We start from the raw sequence: 19119 nt of genomic DNA on the forward strand, positions 1-19119 counted from the left end.
GGCCTGTTCGAGGCCAGCGGCGGCAATCCCTTCTTCGTGACGGAGCTGCTGGCCGCGCCGCTGGCCGAGGGCCTGCCGGTGTCGGTGCGGGACGCGCTGCTGGCGCGCGTGGCGCGGCTGTCGCCACCGGCGCGCGAGTTGCTCAATGTGGCCAGCGTCTCGCCCGCGCCGCTGGAGACCGCCGTGCTGGCCCACGCCTGCGGCCTGGAGCCCGAGGCCCTGGCCGAAGTCGTCACCAGCGACCTGCTGCAGGCCGGTGGCGATTGCCTGCGCTTTGCGCACGAGCTGACCCGGCTGACCGTGCTGGAAGCCCTGGGGCCCCGCGCCGCGGCCCTGCATGCCGCCGTGTTCGACGCCTTGAGCGAGCGCGGCGCGGCACCGGCACGGCTGGTGCATCACGCCGAGCACGCCGGCCTGGACCATGCCGTGGCCCGGCTGGCGCCGCGCGCCGCCGAACTGGCGGCCGCCTCGGGCGCGCACCGCCAGGCCGCGGCCCTGTTCGGCCTGGCGCTGCGCCGCGCCGCACAACTGCCTGCCGTGCAGGTCGAGCCGCTGGCGCTCGCCCAGGCGATCGAATGCCTGCTGACCGGTCAGGTCGAGGAGGCCGCGCAGGCCGCAGCCCTGGCGCTGAGCCTGGCCGGCGCGCGGCCRCTGGCCCGGGCCGAACACTTGAGCCTGCTGGCGCGCATCGAATGGACGCGCGGCCGCGCCGGCGCCGGCCTGGCCCATGCCGAGGCCGCGATCGCCCTGCTGCACGAGCACGCCCCCGACAGCCCGGCCCTGGCCCACGCGCTGGCCAACCACGCCCAGCTGCATCTGCTGGACGACGACACCGGCGCGGCGCTGGCGGGTGCCGCCCAGGCCCTGGCCTTGTTCGGCCGCCTCGGCGACCCGGCGGGCGCCCTCGGCGCGCGTATCACGCTGGCCTCGGCGCGGCTGGGCGGGCCGGATGAGGGGCTGGGCACGGTCGAGCTGCACGCCGCGCTCGAACAGGCGCTGGCCGATGGTCGGGAGGAACTGGCCGCGCGCGCCTGGACCAACCTCGCCTCGGCCGCGCTGGTCGCATCGCGCTACGACAAGCTGGACCGGCTGTGCACGTCCGGGCTGGCGTATTGCGAGGCGCGCGACCTGGACCTGTTCGCCGTGCCGCTGCGCGTGCGCCAGGCTTGCGGCGACATCGCGCGCGGCGACTGGGCGGCCGGCGAGGCGGGCCTGCGCCAGCTCCAGGCCCGCCCTGACCTGAACGAGCTGCAACGCGAGCAGGTCGGCCATCTGCTTGCGCTGCAGGCGGCCCGCCGAGGGGAACCGGGTGCGCTGGCCTACTGGCAGGAGCTGGCCAGTGGACGGCGGCAGCTGGCGGTGTCACCCTGGTTCATGTCGGTGGATGTGCAGCAGGTGGAAATCTCGACCTTGTCGGGCCCGGCGGGGCGGGCGCGGCAGCTGGCGGAGGAAGCGTTGGCCAGAGCGACCACGCGGCTGGGGCCGTGGCGGCGGGCGCAGGTCCAGGTGTGGCTTGCGCGCCTGGGCCAGCCGCAGGCCGTCGCCGCCGACGCGCCCGCGGCCTGCGCGCTGGAGGCTAGCGGCCGGCATCGCGCCGCCAGCCAGGCCTGGGGCGAGGTGGGCTGCCCCTACCAGCAGGCCCTGGCGCTGCTGTGGGGCGATGCCGACGCCATCGCCGATGGGCTGCAGCGGCTGCAAGGGCTGGGCGCCGGGCTGGCCGCGCAGTACGCGCGACGGCGCCTGCGGCGCGTGGGCGTGAGCGGCGTGGGGCGTGGCCGCTACGGCCATGCCCGGCAGGACCCGCTGGGCCTGACCGGACGCGAACGCGAGATCCTGGAGCTGCTCGTGCAGGGCCACAGCAACCGCGCCATCGCAGCCACGCTGCACCGCTCCGAGCGCACGGTGGAGAACCATGTCGCCGCCGTGTTCCTGAAGCTCGGGGTGAAGACACGCCAGGACGCCATCCAGCGCGCGAAATCTGAGTAGTGCGCGCCCAAATCCGGGTAACGCCGCCGAGGTGCTCACGCGCCTCGCCCTCTAGCCTTGCATTCAGGGCCACCGGCCCGCACAGCCTTTGCAAGGGAGACCTGTCATGAAGATCCGCACGCTGCTCACCGCTCTCGCCCTGTTCGCCAGCGGCGCCGCCTGGGGCCAGGCTGGCCTTGCCACCGCGAGCGGCACCGCCCGGGGCGATTTCCAGATCGGCTGCAGCACCTGCCCGCATTTCCAGCTCGGCCTCACCGGCAACCCGGTGCAAAGCCAGAGCGGCCCGCTGGCCGCCCAGGTGGACTACCTCGGCCAGCCTGTGGGCGACCCCAACACGGCGGGCTACAGCCTGGGCGGCGGCGTGGAGTACCACGCCAGCGCCGCCTTGCAGGGCGCCCTGGCCACACCGCTGCTGGGCGCCTATGCGCGGGCCGACAACGAGCCCGTCGTCATCCTCGCCGACCCGGCGCAGCTCGAGATCGGCATCGACCTCTATGCCGCCAGCGCCGTCGCGCGCACCCAGCAGACCTACCACTACCTCGGCGCCAGCACGACGACCTACCACTTCGACTTCCATGTAGACGGCACGCTCAGCAGCACCCGGGCCAGCGCCTTCGGGTCGGCGGCCATCTACACCGGCCAGGACCCGTCCTTCGAGGTCGGCCTGATCGACTTCGGCTACAGCAGCCACAGCGGCGTCGGGCTGCTCTACAACCCGCAAGCCTTCGGCGGTGATTTCTCGGTCAGCATCACGGTGGACCCCGGCGCGAGCTTCGTCCTCATCAGCCAGCTCAGCGCCAGCGTGCAGATGACCTACGACACGACCGATGTGCTGGCCGACGCCTCGCACACGCTGCGCCTGACGGCCATCACCGGTGGCGACCCCGGCCTGCTGGTGACCGCCGTGCCGGAGCCGGCGACGGCGCTGCTGCTGTCGCTGGGCTTGACCGCGTTGCTCCGCCTGCGACGCAAGGAGGACTAAGGTGCCGCGCCGATGTCCAGGCCGCGCGGCTGCTTGTAGCGGTGGTAGCCCCACATGTATTGCCCCGGTGCGCGCCGGATCACGCTCTCCATGGCCCCGTTGACGAGCGCTGCGGCAGCCTCGTTGCTCGCCTCGGCAGGGATGGCCGGCGCGGGCAGCACGTGCACGACGAAGCCCTCACCGCCGGGCAGGCGCTCACCCCAGATCAGCAGCAGGGACGCGCCCGTCTGCTGCACCAGGCGGGCGGCCAGCGTCATCGTGTAGGCCGGCTTGCCRAARTAAGGCGCCCACACGCCCAGGCCMTCGGGTGGCACCTGGTCGGGCAGCAGGCCGATGACCTCGCCCTTGCGCAGCGCGCGGATCATCTGGCGCACGCCGGCCAGCGACGCCGGCGCCGTGGCCAGCCCGGGCCGCTCGCGTGAGCCGGCCATCACCTCGCGTAGCGAGGCCTGCCGCGCCGGGCGGTACAGCACGGTGATGGGTGACTCGGGCGTCGTGAAGCGCTCGGCGATGGCCTGGGCGCAGATCTCGAAGCAGCCCATGTGGGGCGTCAGCATGACCAGGCCGCGTTTCTCGGCCAGGGCGGCCGTGATCAGCTCGCCGCCCTCCCATTGCAGCTTGTCGCCCAGCGGCTTGCCGCGGGTAGCCACCCAGAGCCAGGGCAGCTCCGCCGCCATGCGCCCGGCGGCCGCAATCGCGGGCCGCGCCTCGCTCCAGGCGACGCCGGCCTGGGCCACATTGGCTTGGAAACGCCGCCGGTAGGTCCCCGAGGCGAAGTAGACAACCCAACCCAGCAGCGCCCCCAAAGCGTGCAATAGCGCCAGGGGCAGCCGGGACAGCAAGCGAAAGACCCAACCCATATTTCCTATACTTCGCAGATCGCCGAGTTACTGAACTACTTGCGGGGCGATTCACAAATCCCGCTAAAGCGTTCGCCGCACCTCCAGGAGCGACGGCGACGCCGCCAATGAAGCAACCGGAGTTTAAAAGTGGCCAACGATTTCCTCTTCACGTCTGAATCCGTCTCGGAAGGACACCCCGACAAGGTGGCCGACCAGATCTCGGACGCCATTCTGGACGCCATCTTCGAGCAGGACCCGCGCAGCCGCGTGGCCGCCGAGACGCTGTGCAACACCGGCCTGGTGGTTCTCGCCGGCGAGATCACGACCAACGCCCACGTCGACTACATCCAGGTCGCGCGCGACACCATCAAGCGCATCGGCTACGACAACACCGAGTACGGCATCGACTACAAGGGCTGCGCCGTCCTGGTCGCCTACGACAAGCAGTCCAACGACATCGCCCAGGGCGTCGATCATGCGTCCGACGATCACCTCAACACCGGTGCCGGCGACCAGGGCCTGATGTTCGGCTACGCCTGTGACGAGACGCCCGAGCTGATGCCCGCGCCGATCTACTACGCCCACCGCCTCGTCGAGCGCCAGGCCCAGCTGCGCAAGGACGGCCGCCTGCCCTTCCTGCGCCCGGACGCCAAGAGCCAGGTCACGATGCGCTATGTGGACGGCAAGCCGCACAGCATCGACACCGTCGTGCTGTCCACCCAGCACGCGCCCGAGTACTCGCTCGGCGACCGCATGACGGACGAGTTCTACGAAGCCATCCGCGAAGAGCTGATCAAGCCCGTGCTGCCCAAGGAATGGATCAGCGCCGACACCAAGTACCTGATCAAYCCGACCGGCCGCTTCGTYATCGGCGGCCCGCAGGGCGACTGCGGCCTGACCGGCCGCAAGATCATCGTCGACACCTACGGCGGCGCCTGCCCGCACGGYGGCGGCGCCTTCTCGGGCAAGGACCCGTCCAAGGTCGACCGCTCGGCCGCCTATGCCGCCCGCTACGTGGCCAAGAACGTCGTCGCCGCSGGCCTGGCRCGCCAGTGCCAGATCCAGGTSGCYTACGCCATCGGCGTRGCCCGSCCSATGAACGTSACSGTCTACACCGAAGGCACCGGCGTCATCCCCGACGACCAGATCGCCAAGCTCGTCAACGAGCACTTCGACCTGCGTCCCAAGGGCATCATCCAGATGCTGGACCTGCTGCGTCCGATCTATTCCAAGACGGCGGCCTATGGTCACTTCGGCCGTGAGGAGCCGGAGTTCACGTGGGAACGTGTCGACAAAGCCGCTGCCCTGCGGGCTGCGGCCGGCCTGTAAGGGCCGCCGCGCGCAAGCGCGGTTCGACACGTGGGCGAAGCTCATATCGCATAGCGATGTGAGCAAAGACCAAAGGACGGTGACATCACCTCACCAACACCGCCCTCCAGGCGGTGTTTTCCTTTGCGCCGCCACATCCGTCAACATGTAGAGTCAACGCACCGGCAGGGTGCGCGATCACAGCCGCCCGCCGCGCCATCAACCTGGAGGCGGTGATGAACATGCAATCCATGCGAATCGGGACCCGGCTGGGCCTGGGCTTCGGCCTCGTGCTGCTGCTGCTGGCGGTGGCCCTGGGCGTGAGCTACCGGCAGATCGGCGCCGTCGGCCCTCACATCGACCTGCTGGTGGAACTGCAGCATCGCCAGGACTTCGCCCAGGACTGGCGTACGGCGACCCAGCTCAACGTCACGCGCACCGACGCCGTCGCGCGCGCCGGAGGCTCGGGCCCCGTGGCGGAGTTCTTCTCGCCGATCATCAAGACGACGAGTGCCAGGATCACCGAACTGCAGGAGAGCCTCACCAAGGCGGTGGACACCGAGCGCGACAAGGCCCTGCTCACGGAGATCGCCGATGCCCGCAAGGCCTACGTCGATATCCGCAACCAGGTCTTCGCCCAGCTCAAGGCCGGCGAAGCCGACGCTGCGCTGCAGACGCTGGAGGGCAAGATGCGGCCGGCCTCAGAGGCCTATGTCGCGGCCATCAGCCGCATGGCCGACTTCCAGGGCGAGCGCGTGCGCCTCGAGACCCAGCAGGTCATGGAGGAGGCGCGCCGCACCCAGATGATCATGCTCGTCATCGCCATCGCCTGCCTCAGCGTAGGCATCGCGGCGGCCTGGCTGATCACGCGCTCCGTTGTCGGCCCGCTGCGCGAGGCCATCCACGAAGCCGAGGAGGTGGGGCATGGCGACCTGTCGCGCGACATCCGCAGCGTGGGCAGCGACGAGACCGCGCAGTTGACTCAGGCGCTGGCGCAGATGCAGCAGGCGCTGCGCCATCTCGTCGGCTCGGTGCGCGAGAACGCCAGCGGCGTGGCGACGGCCAGCACCGAGATCTCGCATGGCAGCAACGACCTGTCGGCACGCACCGAGCAGCAGGCCAGCGCCATTCAAGAGACGGCGGCGTCGATGGAGGAGCTGTCGGCCACCGTGAAGCTCAATGCCGACAACGCCGGCGAGGCCGACAAGCTCGCGCATGACGCCAGCCAGGTGGCGCGCCAGGGCGGTGAAGTCGTCGGCGAGGCGGTGCAGCGCATGAAAGGCATCGAAGAGAGTTCACGCAAGATCGGCGACATCATCGGCACCATCGACGCCATCGCCTTCCAGACCAACATCCTGGCGCTGAACGCCGCGGTCGAGGCCGCACGGGCCGGCGAGCAGGGGCGCGGCTTTGCCGTCGTCGCCAGCGAGGTGCGCATGCTGGCCCAGCGCAGCGCCGACGCGGCSAAGGAGATCAAGGGCCTGATCGGCGACAGCGTCGAGCGCGTCGAGCAGGGCGCCGTGCTGGTGAACAAGGCCGGCGAGACGATGGCGCAAGTCGTGACTGCCATTGGCCGCGTCGCGCAGATCGTGCGCGAGATCAGCTCGGCCAGCCGCGAGCAGAGCACCGGCGTCAGCCAGGTCGGCCAGGCCATCACGCAGATGGACCAGGCCACGCAGCAAAACGCCGCCTTGGTCGAGGAAAGCGCCGCGGCCGCCGAAAGCCTGAAGCAGCAGGCGGACGAGCTGGTGAAGCTGGTATCGACTTTCCGCGTCTAGAACGAAGACGGCACATCGGCTCGGCGCGCCTTACCGGCAGGACATGCGTGTCGGGCGGCCTTCGGCCATTTGCCGGCACTCATGAGAGACCGGTCTGATGTAGGTGCAGGTCACATCCGAACACGCACTGTGCCCCGCGTGAAGCACGGGGCTCGGGGGTGGGAAGGCCAGGACGTGTTGCCACCCCTTGTGGAGCGAGTCTGATCAGAAGATCTTCGCGAATCGCAGGTTGATGCGAGCCTTCTCTTTGGGACCGCTCTCGACCGAGACGTCCTGCCCCAACTGTGCTTGCAGCTGGGTTGTTTGGTCGATGAAGTGTGTCGCCGTCAAGCGAGCGTAGGTTGTCTTCAACTTATCGCTCTGCGCGACACCGTTGATTTCCGTTTCACCTCCCCAGTAGTGCCCAATCCCAGCAGACAGCGCGGTGGCCGGCGACAGGATGTAGCGCAAATGCCCCTGCACTTCGAATCGCGGGTCTTGTTTCAGGGTGGCCTTGGTGGAACCGAACTTGTCGTTCTTGCCGTGCACCAGCACATCGCCGACGGCATCAAGTGCCCACGTCGACCCGAAGTGACCGACGTACGCAAGCTGCAACAAGGCCTTCCAGCGGTTCTCACCCAGGTTGAGCGGCTTGGCATTGTCATGGTTGCCGGTCGGCAGGTAGACGAAAGTGCCGACGCTGAACGCATCCTTCGTCGTCGGGTCAAGAAGGAACTTGACCGGAGCGCCCACGATGAGATCGGCCATGCCACTTGCTTTGCCCAAGACGCTTGCGTCCCCGCTGCCCTTCAGTTCACCGAACGGCAGAATGACGTTCAGGTCGAGCGTTGCGGTGTCATTGAGCTTGATGGGGCGGATGTAGCGGAGCAGGCCAATGTCAGACTTGAGGTTGAAATTGTTCGACACCTTGGTGCCGGTGGCATACAGATCAGAGCGCTCGGCATGCTGGTAGTAGAGCAATCCAATGTTGACGCCAGCCGGGTAGATTTCGTAGTCGCCTGCGGTCACTTCGAGCGCGTGTGCCGGAGCGGCAAGGGCCAAACCCAAAGCACCTGTGAGGCTCGCCGTGCGGAGGCGAAAAGCCTTGCGAAGAATTTGCTGAGCTGATTTCATGAAGTTGCAGGACTGGAGTTGATGGATTGAATGAGCGCGAACTCGGTCCTGGACCTGCGCGCGGGCTTGGAGATGTGGAAGAGTGAAGTGGTCGAGGTGATGGCCTCAAGCGAGCGGGTCACCCTTCATCACCATCGCACCCCATTCGTCCATGGTGATCAGCCCGCCAACGTCGTCGGCTTTGCCCTGATCGCGCTGAGGCAGCACGCCTTGTATGGCATCGATGCGCTTCCAACCCGGGATCGGCTGGTGGCCGGACTTGGCGTCTGGCACGTAGCGGGACCCTTCCACGCGCTGCATGCGCGGGATGTAGCGAGGGCAGTTCGTGATCAGTGCAGTGATCTCGACCCTGATGCCGAATTGCGCGCCAGGCCACAGGCCCACCACGGCTGGATCGTCGGTGAGGTGAGCATTGCCCTGAACTCGAAGACGGCTCGGCGTTTCGAAGCTCATGAACAGCATGCCGATCTTCGACGTGGAGGCGATGTTGCCCATCGAAAAGTACATGCCGTTGCCATCGAAGCAAGGGAACAGCAAGGTCTTGTCGTCGGGCATGTGCACGAAGCCCGGCGCGCCACCTTTGAAGCTGACTGTGGGGGAGCCCTGAGGGTCCACGGACGACAGCCAGAAGAACTCGGCCTGCGCGATGAAGGCGCGATCGGGTGGCGACAAGCTGGCGTGAACAATTACCTGCAACTCGGCGGCGGCTAGCGCTTCGGTGTCAAAGCGCTTCTGCAGTTCAAGGGCCTTTTGCGTGTAGGCGAATTGGGTCATGGCATCGCTCCTCAAGCTTGGCGGGCCAAGCCGACAACGAGTTCCAACTCAGTTTTTGCGACATCGGCTTCGTTCGATTCGAGCCCTTGAACCGCCGCACGCCGCTGCAGCACCACACGCTCGCGTGGTGTGTTGTCCAGCAGCAGGCGGGTCACGTCGGGCCGCGAATAGTGTCCGGACGGGTCAGCTGCCGCCTTCGAGAGGGAGATCATTCCCAGATCGATGTCGGCGACTACCAAGCCCTCTTCGGTTTCGGGCAGGTTGGTCCCCATCGGCGAGCCATCCGGGCCGTAGATGCGCGCGAAGCCGCCGCCTTCGAGCAAGAGCTGCTTTTGGAGGGGGTCGGTGCACAGCATTTCGTGCATGGCCTTGGACACCGTCGCGCAAGGCGCCACCACGAAGCACTGCCCTTCCACCGCATAGACCTGGCTGACGGCGTTGTTGACCTCGGCGCCGAGCGCGTGCGCAGCACCGCGATAGACCGAGAAGCTCGGCCACGCACCGATGTGGATCTGCTCGTTCTGCGCGTACATGGCGTACTTGCTGAGAGGTTGCAGATGCTCCCAGCAGGCCAGCATGCCGACATTGCCGATGGTGGTTTCCATCACGGCGAGGTCACTGCCGTCGCCCTCTCCGAAGACGGTGCGTTCCACATGCGTGGGCTTGAGCTTGCGGCGGGTCTTGACCACCCGACCCTGATCGTCGAACAGGGCCTGCGCGATGTAGAGGCTGCCCCCGGCGCGCTCGCTGTACCCGGTCGACATCCAGATGCCCAGATCGCCCGCGGCTTGGGCCAAGCGCTTGAATTCGGCCGAGCCGACCACCAGCGAGTTGTCGTTGTAGCGCTGCACGTATTGCATGCCCATGGCCGGCGAGTTCAGCCAGATCCACCACGGGTAGCCCGGGATCCACGTCTCCGGAAATGCCACCAGCTTTGCGCCTTGCTCGGCGGCTTCCTTCATCAGCTTGATCGTCTTGTCGATCGTCGCGTCGAGGTCCAGAAACACGGGCGAAGCCTGGACGGCAGCTACGCGGAGCTTGGGGTGGGCTTGACTTGGCATGGTTTCCTCCTCGGATTTGGTCTGCAATTCGATTTCCGATGAAGAAGACTTCTTGATCGGGCATTCCTATGCTCGGTCTCGACAGCGATTGCGTCTTGCCCGCGACTCGCGGTCCTCTTGTCTGGCCTTCACAACAAGGCAGGAAAGAGCGCTTTGTCGGGCGCATGGGCCATCACCTAGGGCACGCGTACGCCCCGCGCCCGGTTTGGCGTCTTGCTTCTAGCTCGCGGAACTATTGACTTTGCCGCGCTTCTAGGTGTTTTCCGGCACACAGCTTGCTTGAGGACAAAGCGGGCTTGGAGGAGCATTGCATCTGATCGAAATCAACCTGCTTCGCTCTCCTAAACCACAACCCATCCTGAATTCCTTGGGATCGCGATGAGTCAAGTTCTGACCACAGATGCCGTAGCACCCGACCAGCGCCTTGCGTATTGGGTCGACATGATCTGCACGACGTACGTGCAGCTTGAATGCGACGCCAAAGAGAGCGACGACTTCAGAGGCTCGATCCTCAGCCATCAACTGCCGGGGCTGGACCTGTCGGTGGTGACTTCGGGCGCGCAGCGCGTGATGCGAACGCCGCATGTCATCTCCAAGGCGTCGGACGACTACTTCATCGTGAGCCTTCAGACCCAAGGCCATGCCGTCATTTCCCAGGACGGGCGCGATGCGGTGATGTCCCCAGGGGATTTTGCGATCTACGACAGCACACGGCCCTATGTGCTGCACTTTGGAGACGACTTCGAGGAGATCGTGCTGAAGCTGCGTGGTGATCTGCTTCGCTCCCTGGTCCACAACACGGAAGGGCTTACGGCGACAACCGTGTCCGGCCGCACCGGAGCCGGACACCTTCTAATCAACATGATTAGCACCTTGCGAGATGAGGTGGACAGCCTGCTGCCGGCTTCTGCGGCTGCCGTAGCCAGCGGCGTGGTGAATGTGCTCGTGGCGGGTTTGCAATCGCTGCCCGCCTGCAGGAAGGCCGAGTTGTCCTCGATGAGCGCTTATCACGTTGCGCGCATCAGGCAATGCATCGACGACCGACTTCATGACCCAGCGCTGAGCATTGAGTTGATCGCCGCAGAGCTTGCCATGTCAGTCGGGCATCTTCACCGGCTGTTCAAGACCGAACCACTGTCTCCTTCCCAGTACCTCTGGAGTCGGAGGCTCGAGGCTTGTAGCAGAGAGTTGCTCGACTCTCGCCGGGCCAAGGTGTCGGTGGCAGAGATCGCCTTCAGGTGGGGCTTCAACGATGCCGCACATTTCAGCAGGGCCTTCCGTGATCGCTTTAATTGCTCGCCGCGCGAATGGCGCCGGCAGGCGCAGGTCACAGGAACGGCCGCGATAGCAACGGCTCCGAGCAGCTTGTCCTAGCCCGCTATCGGTGGATGACCTCCCCAGCCGGGACGCATCCAATTTGCGAACGTTCCTCCTGCCAGCGGCCGTCGGGGGATGAGAACGACCGTTACAGGAAGCCAAAACCATCTGCTGGCCGACCGCTCAGGGTGACACCCGTCATTGGTTGACCCGCTGCACCCACAGCAAGCTCACTCGAGCATTTACCCGCTCAGCCCCCTCAGCGCGTCATCCAGCACCTCGACCCAATGCCGCACCGGCTGGGTCGTGCCGCTCTGCAGATGCTGGATGCAGCCGATATTGGCCGACACGATCTGCTCGGCCTGCAGCGGCGCCAGCGCTGCCAGCTTGCGGTCGCGCAGCTGCTTGGACAGCTCGGGCTGCAGCACCGAATAGGTACCAGCCGAACCGCAGCAGAGATGGCTGTCATGCGGTGCGCAGTCGATGCGAAAACCCAGCTCACGCAGCGCACCTTCCACGCCACCACTGAGCTTCTGCCCATGCTGCAGCGTGCACGGCGGATGGTAGGCCAGCGAGCCCGGCTTGGCCTTGAGGCGGCTCTTCAGCGCAGGCACCAGCTCGGGCAGCAGCTCGCTGAGGTCCTTGGTCATCTCGCTGACGCGCCGGGCCTTGTCGGCATAGGCCGGGTCATGGGCCAACAGGTGCGCATAGTCCTTGACCATGACGCCGCAGCCCGAGGCATTCATGACCAGGGCCTCGACGCGCTCGCCGAGCCCGGAGACCAGGGGCCACCAGGCGTCGATATTGCGGCGCATCTCGTCCAGCGCCGCCTCGTGGTCGCCGAGGTGCTCGCGGATGGCGCCGCAGCAACCGGCGCCATCGGCCACCACGGTCTGAATGCCGGCCGCGTCCAGCACGCGAGCCGTCGCGCTGTTGATGTTAGGCGCCATGGCCGGCTGCACGCAGCCCAGCAGCAATGCGACCTTGCGGTTGAGCTGGCGCATCGGCCAATCGTGCGCCGTGGCCGGCGGCCGGGCTGGCACCTTGTCCTTCAGCGACGCCGGCACCAGCGGCCGGAACATCTGGCCCAGCTTCATCGCCGGCTTGAACAGCGGCGAGGTCAGCCCCTCCTTCAGCAGCCAGCGCACACGCTTCTCGCCGCTGGGACGCTCGACCTTGGCATCCACCACGCGCCGGCCGATGTCGACCAGGCGGCCGTATTCGACGCCCGACGGACAGGTCGTCTCGCAGTTGCGGCAGGTCAGGCAGCGGTCCAGATGCAACTGCGTCTCGCGCGTGGGTTCAGCGCCTTCGAGCACCTGCTTGATCAGGTAGATGCGGCCGCGCGGGCCGTCGAGCTCGTCGCCCAGCAGCTGGTAGGTCGGGCAGGTGGCCGTGCAGAAGCCGCAGTGCACGCAGCGCCGCAGGATGGCCTCGGCCTCGGCGCCATCGTGGGTGCCGGCGAATTCGGGAGCGAGGGTGGTTTGCATGCCGTCAGTTGCTGGCAAGACGCTCGGCGCACCAGGCCTGCGTCACGTAGGGGAAGGCGATCACCGGCTTGCGCAAGGCCGCAAAACGCGGTTGCAACGCGCGCAATTGCCCAAGCACGGCTTCACGCTCGGCCTGCGGCAATGCCGCGATGAAGCTCACCGAAGCAATCCGGTCGATGACGACCTGCTCGAACGAGCCCTCATGACTGTGCGCAAACTCCGTCAGCTGCAGCGGCGCGAACAGCGCCTGGCCCTCGAAGGGGCGCTTCCATTGCCCGGTGTAGTAGCGCGGCGCGTCCCCTTCATAGGGCGTGATGATCTCGGTGATGGCGGCGACCCAATCGTGGGTTTCGTCCCGCACATTCCAGACCAGGCCGAGCTGACCACCAGGCCGGAGCACACGGTGCATCTCGCGCAGGGCCTGGCTGTTGGCAAACCAGTGAAAGGCCTGGGCGCAGACCAGCACGCCGGCCTCGCCGTCTGCCAAGGGCATGGTCTCGGCGGTACCGGCCAGCGTCCTCACGCCGGGCAGGCTCTGCGACAGCTTCTCGCGCATCGCATCGACCGGCTCCACCGCCGTCACGGCTGCACCGGTGCAAGCCAGCAGCTTGGTGAACTTGCCGGTGCCCGCGCCCAGATCGACGACACGCGCGCCCTTGCGTACGCCGAGCGTCGCGTCCAGCCAGGCGGCGAGGGCCTGCGGGTACTCCGGCCGGCCACGCTGATAGCTGTCGGGGGCGTTGGTGTAGCCGCGCTGGGCGGCGTCATGGATGGGCTGGATCATCAAAGCCCGGCGTAGAGCCGCCCCGGGTTGAACACGCCATGCGGGTCGAAGGAGGCCTTGAGCCGCTTGTGGATGGCCGCCAACGGCGCGCTCAGCGGCGCGAACACGCCCACGCCCTTGTCCTGGGCGCGGAACAGCGTCGCATGCCCGCCCACAGCTGCTGCGGCATCACGCACGCCGGCAGGCGGCATGGGCGTGACGACCCAGCGTTGCGCGCCGCCCCATTCGATGAGCTGCTCGCCATGCAACTTGAGCTCGGGCGTCGCACTCGGCAGGGACAGCCGCCAAAGCCGCGCGCCGCCCGCCACCGCACGCTCGGCGCCGATGAAGAACTCGTCGCTGTGGTCACGCAGGCCGGTCCAGAAGGGCTGGGCCATGTCGCCCGGAATGACATCGCCGCCCAACTTGCGTGCCGCGGCCTCAACGGCCGCGTTCGCGCCGGCCAGTCGCACGAGCAAGGCACCGTCCCACCAGGCACTGGCCTCGATGGGCAGGGGCTCACCGCCCCAGCGGTTGATCGCCATCAAGGCAGCGGACTGGTCGAAATCGAAGCGCAATGTTGCCGTGGCGGCCGGCAGGGGCAGCACCTTCAAGGTCACCTCGGTAATCAACCCCAGCACGCCCAGCGACCCCGCCAGCGCGCGGCTGACATCGAAGCCGGCCACGTTCTTCATGACCGTGCCGCCAAAGCTCAGCAGCTCGCCCCGGCCATTGATCATCACGGCGCCCAGCAGATGGTCCCGCACCGAGCCCAGCGCCGCCCGCGTCGGCCCCGACAGCCCGGCCGCCACCATGCCGCCCACGGTGCCGCGGCCACCGAAGCGCGGCGGCTCGAAGGCCAGGCGCTGCTGCTGGCGGGCCAGCATGGCCTCGACATCGGCCAACGGCGTGCCGGCCAGCGCGCTGATGAAGAGCTCGCTGGGCTCGTAGGCGGTGATGCCATTCATCTCCAGGGTGGACAGCAGCTCGCCGTGCGGCGCCTCGCCATAGAAATCCTTGCTGCCATGGCCCTGGATGCGCAGCGGCTCGCGCGCATTACGCAATCGGGTCTGCAGGTCTGCAAAGCTCAAAACCGCTCCAGTTCCGGGAAGGCCAACAGGCCGCGCTTCACATGCATGCGTCCGTATTCGGCGCAGCGGCTCAGGGACGGGATCTGCTTGCCCGGGTTCAGCGTGCCGGCAGGGTCGAAGGCGCGCTTCAACGCCAGCATCTGCTCGCGCTCCTCGGTGCTGAACTGCACGCACATGGAGTTCAGTTTTTCGACGCCGACACCATGCTCGCCGGTCACCGTGCCGCCCAGGGCCACGCTGCGCTCCAGGATCTCGGCACCGAAAGCTTCGCAGCGGTGCAGCTGGTCGGGGTCGTTGGCGTCGAACAGGATCAGCGGGTGCAGATTGCCGTCGCCGGCATGGAAGACGTTGGCGCAGCGCAGGCCGTATTTCTTTTCCATCTGCTGGATGTCGAGCAGGATGGTGGCCAGGTGCTTGCGCGGGATGGTGGAGTCCATGCACATGTAATCGGGGCTGATGCGGCCCGATGCCGGGAAGGCGTTCTTGCGGCCGCTCCAGAACTTGAGCCGTTGGGCCTCGTCGGCGCTGACCTGGCAGCGCGTCGCGCCGCTGGCCTGCAGCACGGCTTCCATCTTCGCGACCTCCTCGGCCACCTCCTCGGGCGTGCCGTCGCTTTCGCACAGCAGGATGGCCTCGGCATCCAGGTCATAGCCGGCATGCACGAAGTCCTCCACGGCAGCCGTCATCGGCTTGTCCATCATCTCCAGGCCCGCCGGGATGATGCCGGCTGCGATGATGGCCGCGACCGCGTCGCCGGCCTTGCGCACGTCGTCGAAGCTGGCCATGATGCAGCGCGCCAGTTGCGGCTTGGGCACCAGCTTGACGGTGACCTCGGTGATGACGGCCAACATGCCTTCGCTGCCGATGACCAGGGCCAGCAGGTCCAGCCCCGCCGCGTCCAGGGCCTCGCTGCCGAACTCGATGGCCTCGCCCTCGGCGGTGAAGCCGCGCAGGCGCAGCACGTTGTGCAGCGTCAAGCCGTACTTCAGGCAGTGCACGCCACCGCTGTTCTCGGCGATGTTGCCACCGATCGTGCAGGCGATCTGGCTGCTGGGGTCGGGCGCGTAATACAGGCCGTGAGTCGCCGCGGCTTCGCTGATGGCGAGGTTGCGCACGCCGCATTGCACGCGCGCCGTGCGTGACAGCGGGTCCAGCGACAGGATGCGGTTGAACTTGGCCAGGGCCAACGTCAGGCCGGCCTCGTGCGGCATCGCGCCGCCCGACAGGCCCGTGCCCGCGCCGCGCGCGACGACCGGCACACCCAGGCGGTGGCAGGCCTTCAGCACGGCGGCCACCTGGGCTTCGGTCTCGGGCAGGGCCACGGCCAGCGGGCGCTGGCGGTAGGCGGTCAGGCCATCGCATTCATAGGGCGTGGTCTGCTCGGCCTGGTGCAGCAGGGCGTAGGCCGGCAGCAGCGGCGCCAGGGCCGCGATGAGTGCGGCACGGCGGGCGGCGAGGTCCAGCGGGGCGTTCATGACGGGCTCACTTTAGCTTTCGAGGACGAGCCAGTAGGCCGGCTTGTGCAGCGGCGTCTCGGGCGGCAGCAGCGGATTCTTCAGCAGCAGCTGGCGGCGGCGGGGCAGGTGGTGGCGGCGCAGCAGGTCGCCGAAATACTGCTGGAAGAGGCGCGCGAGGCTGCCGTCGCTGGCCGCGGCCTCCATGCCGCGCTGCAACTCGGCCGCCAATCGTGGCCGGTCCGGGCGCACGAAGAGGTAGGAAGCCGCCGGATAGCGCAGCAGCACATGCGGCTCGATGACGAGGTCATGGGCCGCCGGCGTGGTCGCCTCGTCGTCGATCTCGAAGACGGCGCGCGGGAAGTAGTCGATGCGGCGCATGCGCAGCATGTCGAACAGCGCCTCGTAGCGGCTGATGCCCTGCACCGGCAGGCCGTTGGCACGCAGGATGGCGGTGTCGGGCCAGTCCTGGCCCTGGCCGGCGACGTAGCGGGAGAGTTCGTTGAGGTCGTGCAGGTCGCGCCAGCGATCCACGTCCTCGGGGCGGACGAAGGCAACGCGGCAACCGATGAGGCCGCGGTCCATGGGAACGCGCACCGGCAGCAGCCGGGCCTCGCGCTCGATGCTGGTCATGGTCCAGCACAGATCGATCCGCCCGCTGCGGTCGGCCAGTTCGCGCACGACGCGCGCTTGCGTCATCGGCACGGGCGACTCCATCAACTCATAGTCGGCACCGCTGCGCGTGATGGCGAGCTTGATGACGGCCTGCATGTAGTGCCACTGCGGCACGCGGCCGGGTTCGTGCTGGGGATAGACCAGCGGCGCGGGCCGCGCGGGCGCCTCGGTGGCGCAGGCAGCCGCGAGCATGACCAGCAGCGGCCGGCGCCTCATCACCCTCCCGTCGCGCCGGTTCGCCTTCGCCTCAAGGCTTGCGGCGCGCGCTGCTGCGTGGCTTGGCCGCCTTCGCGGCGGCGGTCTTCGCGGCCGGCTTGGGCGCGGCGCCGGACGCCAGGCCCTTGGCGACGCCACCCACCACCGCCCCGGGCACGCTGGCCGCGCGCTTCAGCGTTTCGCTGGCGGCGTCGAAGCTCTGCTTGACGAGGTTGCCGGCGAGGTTCTTGGCCGCATCGGTCGCGGTGTCCTTCATGGCCGAGGTGGCCAGCTGCGTGAACTGCTGGCTCAGCGCCGTCCACCACTGCGTCGGGTCGACGACGGCGGCCGGGTTGTCGGCCACGGCCTTGGCCGCGTCGCCGGCCGTCTTCACGGTCTTGGCGGCGACCTTGCTAGCGGTATTGGCCGTCTTGGTCACCGTCTGAGCCGCAGCCTGGGCCACCGGCGCCGCGGCGGCCAGGATTTCGGGTGGGATGCCGGGCCAGGAGGTGCCGTCGCCACCGGTGGGCAGCTTGAGGCTGTCGCGCAAGTCGGCCAGCGGCACGTTCATCGACTTCAGCGTCGACAGCGTCATGCGCTGCACCTCCAGCGCCTGGATGGTGGCGGCCAGCATGCGCGCGTTCTGCTCCAGCCAGAACTGCACCGTGCGCAGCTCCTCGATGCGCTTGGAGAGCTCCTCGGGATTGAGCGTTGGCGCCACCCATTGGCCGATGCCGGGCAGGGCCGAGCCAGCGTTCTTGACGAGGCCCTGCAGGAACTCGAAACCGGGCACGAACTTGGTGAAGCTGTTGTCGCTCATGTCTTGTCTCCTGTAAGGGCACTTCCATCCTACTTGCTGGGCAGCAGGGCTTCGACAATAAAACCCTGCTCGGCCAGCAGCTTGGGCAGTGCCCGCGGGCCGCTCATGTGCAGCGCGCCCACGGCCACCAGCAAGCGCTGGCCGGCGCCATGCAAGGCCGCGATGCGGGTGGCCAGCGGGCCGTTGCGGTCGTCGTTGACTCGCCTGAGCCAAGCGCGTTCGGCCGGGCTGTCGGCGCAGGCGCACCAGCGCGGATAGTTCGCCAACGTCCCCAGGTCACCGCGCGACCAGGCGCTGCTGAGCCGGCGCAGCGGCTCGCGCATCTGGCCGCCGCGCAACTGGCGCAGGGTGCCGTCGACGATGGCGGGCAGCTCGGCCGCCGCAGGCTCCAGCGCCTGCAGCTGCTCCTCGACGCTCTCCAGCGACTGCACCGGCCGGCCCTCGCTCCTGGCGCGCGCCAGCAGCATGACGTCCTGGCCAAAACCGGCATCAAAGCCATCGCGGCGCGCCTCCATCAGCGACAGCATGCTGAGCTGCAACATGACCGGCAGCGCGCTCAGGGCACCAGGCGACAGGCAGGCGGCGCGGGCCTGGGTGTCCAGGCGCTGGGCCAGAGCCGGCGGCAGGGGTGCGGCTTTGGGCATGGCGGCCAGCACGGCACCGACGTCGGCGGGGTCGAGCTCCACGGCCAGCACCTCGGTCTGCGCCCAGGCCGCGCGCAGGGCCGGCCCGGCATAGGCCCAGTCGGCCTTGCCGACATGCAGGCTGCCGAACAGATAGCTGGTGTGGCCGCCACGGCTGACGCGCCACAGCAGGCCACGGTCCGGCGCCTTGGCGGCCCAGGTGGCGGCCTGCTCGGCACTCGGCAGGGCCGGCGCCGGCGGGCAGGCGGCATGGGCACTGCCGACGAGAAAGGCCAAAAGGAGGGCGCGGATCATGGGCGGGGTTCGATACGGAGTTCACCAGGTTTCTGGCTGAAGTGCAGGCGACCGAGCACGTCCATGCCAAGCAGCGGCGCGCCCAGGTCGGGCAGCACAGTCACCATCAACTTGTCGGCGCGCACGCCGCCTTCCAGCGCAACGTCGGCCCGCACAAGAAAGCCGCGCGTGGCGCCGGCCGCGGTATGGGCGCGCACGGCGCCCAGCGGCTTGAGGCCGGCGCGCTCCGCCAACACTTGCGGCAGGGCCGTCGTGGTGGCGCCGGTGTCGACGAGGAAATCCACCTCGATGCCGTCGACCCGGCCGGGCCAGTGGAAGTGGCCGTCGCCCCCGCGCGTCAGCACGATGACCTCGCCGGCAAGCTGGAAGCGGCTGGCCTCGCGCTCGTGCTCCCACAGCTTGAAACCCAGGAAAATGCCCAAGCCGATCAACAGCCAGATCGTCATCAGCTTGAGGGTGTGCGGCAGATCCTGGTGGGACACGGGGGGCGACTGAGGCGAGGGTTTGCGCGGGACCACACGATACCCGGCCC

The 19119-nt window shown here is 68.0% G+C and carries 17 protein-coding genes; 5 read left to right on the forward strand and 12 right to left on the reverse strand.

Features of this window, described 5'->3' with window-relative positions:
- Both ACXJKM_RS04040 and ACXJKM_RS04045 read left to right on the forward strand, forming a co-directional pair.
- The coding region (locus tag ACXJKM_RS04040; RefSeq protein ID WP_457350419.1) for a LuxR C-terminal-related transcriptional regulator at positions 1–1986 on the forward strand (1986 nt) is incomplete at its 5' end.
- A 106-nt stretch (positions 1987–2092) separates the two neighbouring features.
- Positions 2093–2968 carry a PEP-CTERM sorting domain-containing protein gene (locus ACXJKM_RS04045; RefSeq protein WP_457350421.1) on the forward strand — a complete coding sequence of 292 codons (876 nt, stop codon included), beginning with the start codon at positions 2093–2095 and terminating at the stop codon, positions 2966–2968.
- Here ACXJKM_RS04045 and ACXJKM_RS04050 read toward each other — a convergent pair.
- The gene (locus ACXJKM_RS04050) at positions 2965–3828 is read right to left on the reverse strand and encodes a lysophospholipid acyltransferase family protein (protein ID WP_457350423.1); all 864 of its coding nucleotides are present in this window, start codon (positions 3826–3828) and stop codon (positions 2965–2967) included. The two genes, ACXJKM_RS04045 and ACXJKM_RS04050, sit on opposite strands and share 4 nt — an antisense overlap.
- Positions 3829–3957: 129 nt before the next feature.
- Here ACXJKM_RS04050 and metK point away from each other — a divergent pair, with 129 nt between their 5' ends.
- Entirely contained in the window at positions 3958–5139 is a 1182-nt protein-coding gene (gene metK / locus ACXJKM_RS04055; RefSeq protein WP_457350425.1) for a methionine adenosyltransferase, read from the forward strand.
- 215 nt (positions 5140–5354) lie between these two features.
- A complete protein-coding gene (locus ACXJKM_RS04060) occupies positions 5355–6896 on the forward strand; it encodes a methyl-accepting chemotaxis protein (protein WP_457350427.1) in 1542 nt (513 codons plus the stop codon).
- A 204-nt stretch (positions 6897–7100) separates the two neighbouring features.
- Here the strand turns inward: ACXJKM_RS04060 and ACXJKM_RS04065 are convergent, their stop codons facing one another.
- The 3 genes from ACXJKM_RS04065 to ACXJKM_RS04075 form a co-directional block, all read right to left on the reverse strand.
- Positions 7101–8009 (reverse strand): transporter, encoded by a 909-nt coding sequence (locus ACXJKM_RS04065; protein WP_457350429.1) that lies wholly within the window; start codon positions 8007–8009, stop codon positions 7101–7103.
- A 105-nt stretch (positions 8010–8114) separates the two neighbouring features.
- Positions 8115–8783 (reverse strand): pyridoxamine 5'-phosphate oxidase family protein, encoded by a 669-nt coding sequence (locus tag ACXJKM_RS04070; RefSeq protein WP_457350431.1) that lies wholly within the window; start codon positions 8781–8783, stop codon positions 8115–8117.
- Between the two features lie 11 nt (positions 8784–8794).
- A complete protein-coding gene (locus ACXJKM_RS04075) occupies positions 8795–9844 on the reverse strand; it encodes a carbon-nitrogen hydrolase family protein (protein WP_457350910.1) in 1050 nt (349 codons plus the stop codon).
- Positions 9845–10222: 378 nt separating this feature from the next.
- Between ACXJKM_RS04075 and ACXJKM_RS04080 the strand changes: the two genes are divergently transcribed.
- The gene (locus tag ACXJKM_RS04080; protein ID WP_457350433.1) at positions 10223–11218 is read left to right on the forward strand and encodes an AraC-like ligand-binding domain-containing protein; all 996 of its coding nucleotides are present in this window, start codon (positions 10223–10225) and stop codon (positions 11216–11218) included.
- A 185-nt stretch (positions 11219–11403) separates the two neighbouring features.
- Here ACXJKM_RS04080 and glcF read toward each other — a convergent pair whose 3' ends face one another.
- From glcF to ACXJKM_RS04120, 8 genes are read right to left on the reverse strand one after another with little or no spacing between them, the layout of a single operon-like run.
- Positions 11404–12651 carry a glycolate oxidase subunit GlcF gene (gene glcF / locus ACXJKM_RS04085; RefSeq protein WP_457350435.1) on the reverse strand — a complete coding sequence of 416 codons (1248 nt, stop codon included), beginning with the start codon at positions 12649–12651 and terminating at the stop codon, positions 11404–11406.
- Positions 12652–12655: 4 nt separating this feature from the next.
- Entirely contained in the window at positions 12656–13432 is a 777-nt protein-coding gene (locus ACXJKM_RS04090) for a methyltransferase domain-containing protein (RefSeq protein WP_457350912.1), read from the reverse strand.
- Between the two features lie 2 nt (positions 13433–13434).
- A complete protein-coding gene (gene glcE, locus ACXJKM_RS04095) occupies positions 13435–14505 on the reverse strand; it encodes a glycolate oxidase subunit GlcE (protein ID WP_457350437.1) in 1071 nt (356 codons plus the stop codon).
- Positions 14502–15980 carry an FAD-linked oxidase C-terminal domain-containing protein gene (locus tag ACXJKM_RS04100; protein WP_457350439.1) on the reverse strand — a complete coding sequence of 493 codons (1479 nt, stop codon included), beginning with the start codon at positions 15978–15980 and terminating at the stop codon, positions 14502–14504. The genes glcE and ACXJKM_RS04100 overlap by 4 nt, the downstream gene beginning before the upstream one ends.
- 12 nt (positions 15981–15992) lie before the next feature.
- Positions 15993–16850: a substrate-binding periplasmic protein gene (locus tag ACXJKM_RS04105; protein ID WP_457350441.1), complete on the reverse strand. Its 858-nt coding sequence runs from the start codon at positions 16848–16850 to the stop codon at positions 15993–15995.
- Positions 16851–16881: 31 nt separating this feature from the next.
- Positions 16882–17649 (reverse strand): PhaM family polyhydroxyalkanoate granule multifunctional regulatory protein, encoded by a 768-nt coding sequence (locus tag ACXJKM_RS04110; protein WP_056205372.1) that lies wholly within the window; start codon positions 17647–17649, stop codon positions 16882–16884.
- Between the two features lie 29 nt (positions 17650–17678).
- Positions 17679–18587: a TraB/GumN family protein gene (locus tag ACXJKM_RS04115; RefSeq protein WP_457350443.1), complete on the reverse strand. Its 909-nt coding sequence runs from the start codon at positions 18585–18587 to the stop codon at positions 17679–17681.
- A complete protein-coding gene (locus ACXJKM_RS04120; protein WP_457350445.1) occupies positions 18584–19069 on the reverse strand; it encodes a retropepsin-like aspartic protease family protein in 486 nt (161 codons plus the stop codon). Before ACXJKM_RS04120 ends, ACXJKM_RS04115 begins: the two co-directional genes overlap by 4 nt.
- Between the last annotated feature and the right edge of the window lie 50 nt (positions 19070–19119).

This window comes from Roseateles sp. P5_D6, assembly GCF_054049415.1.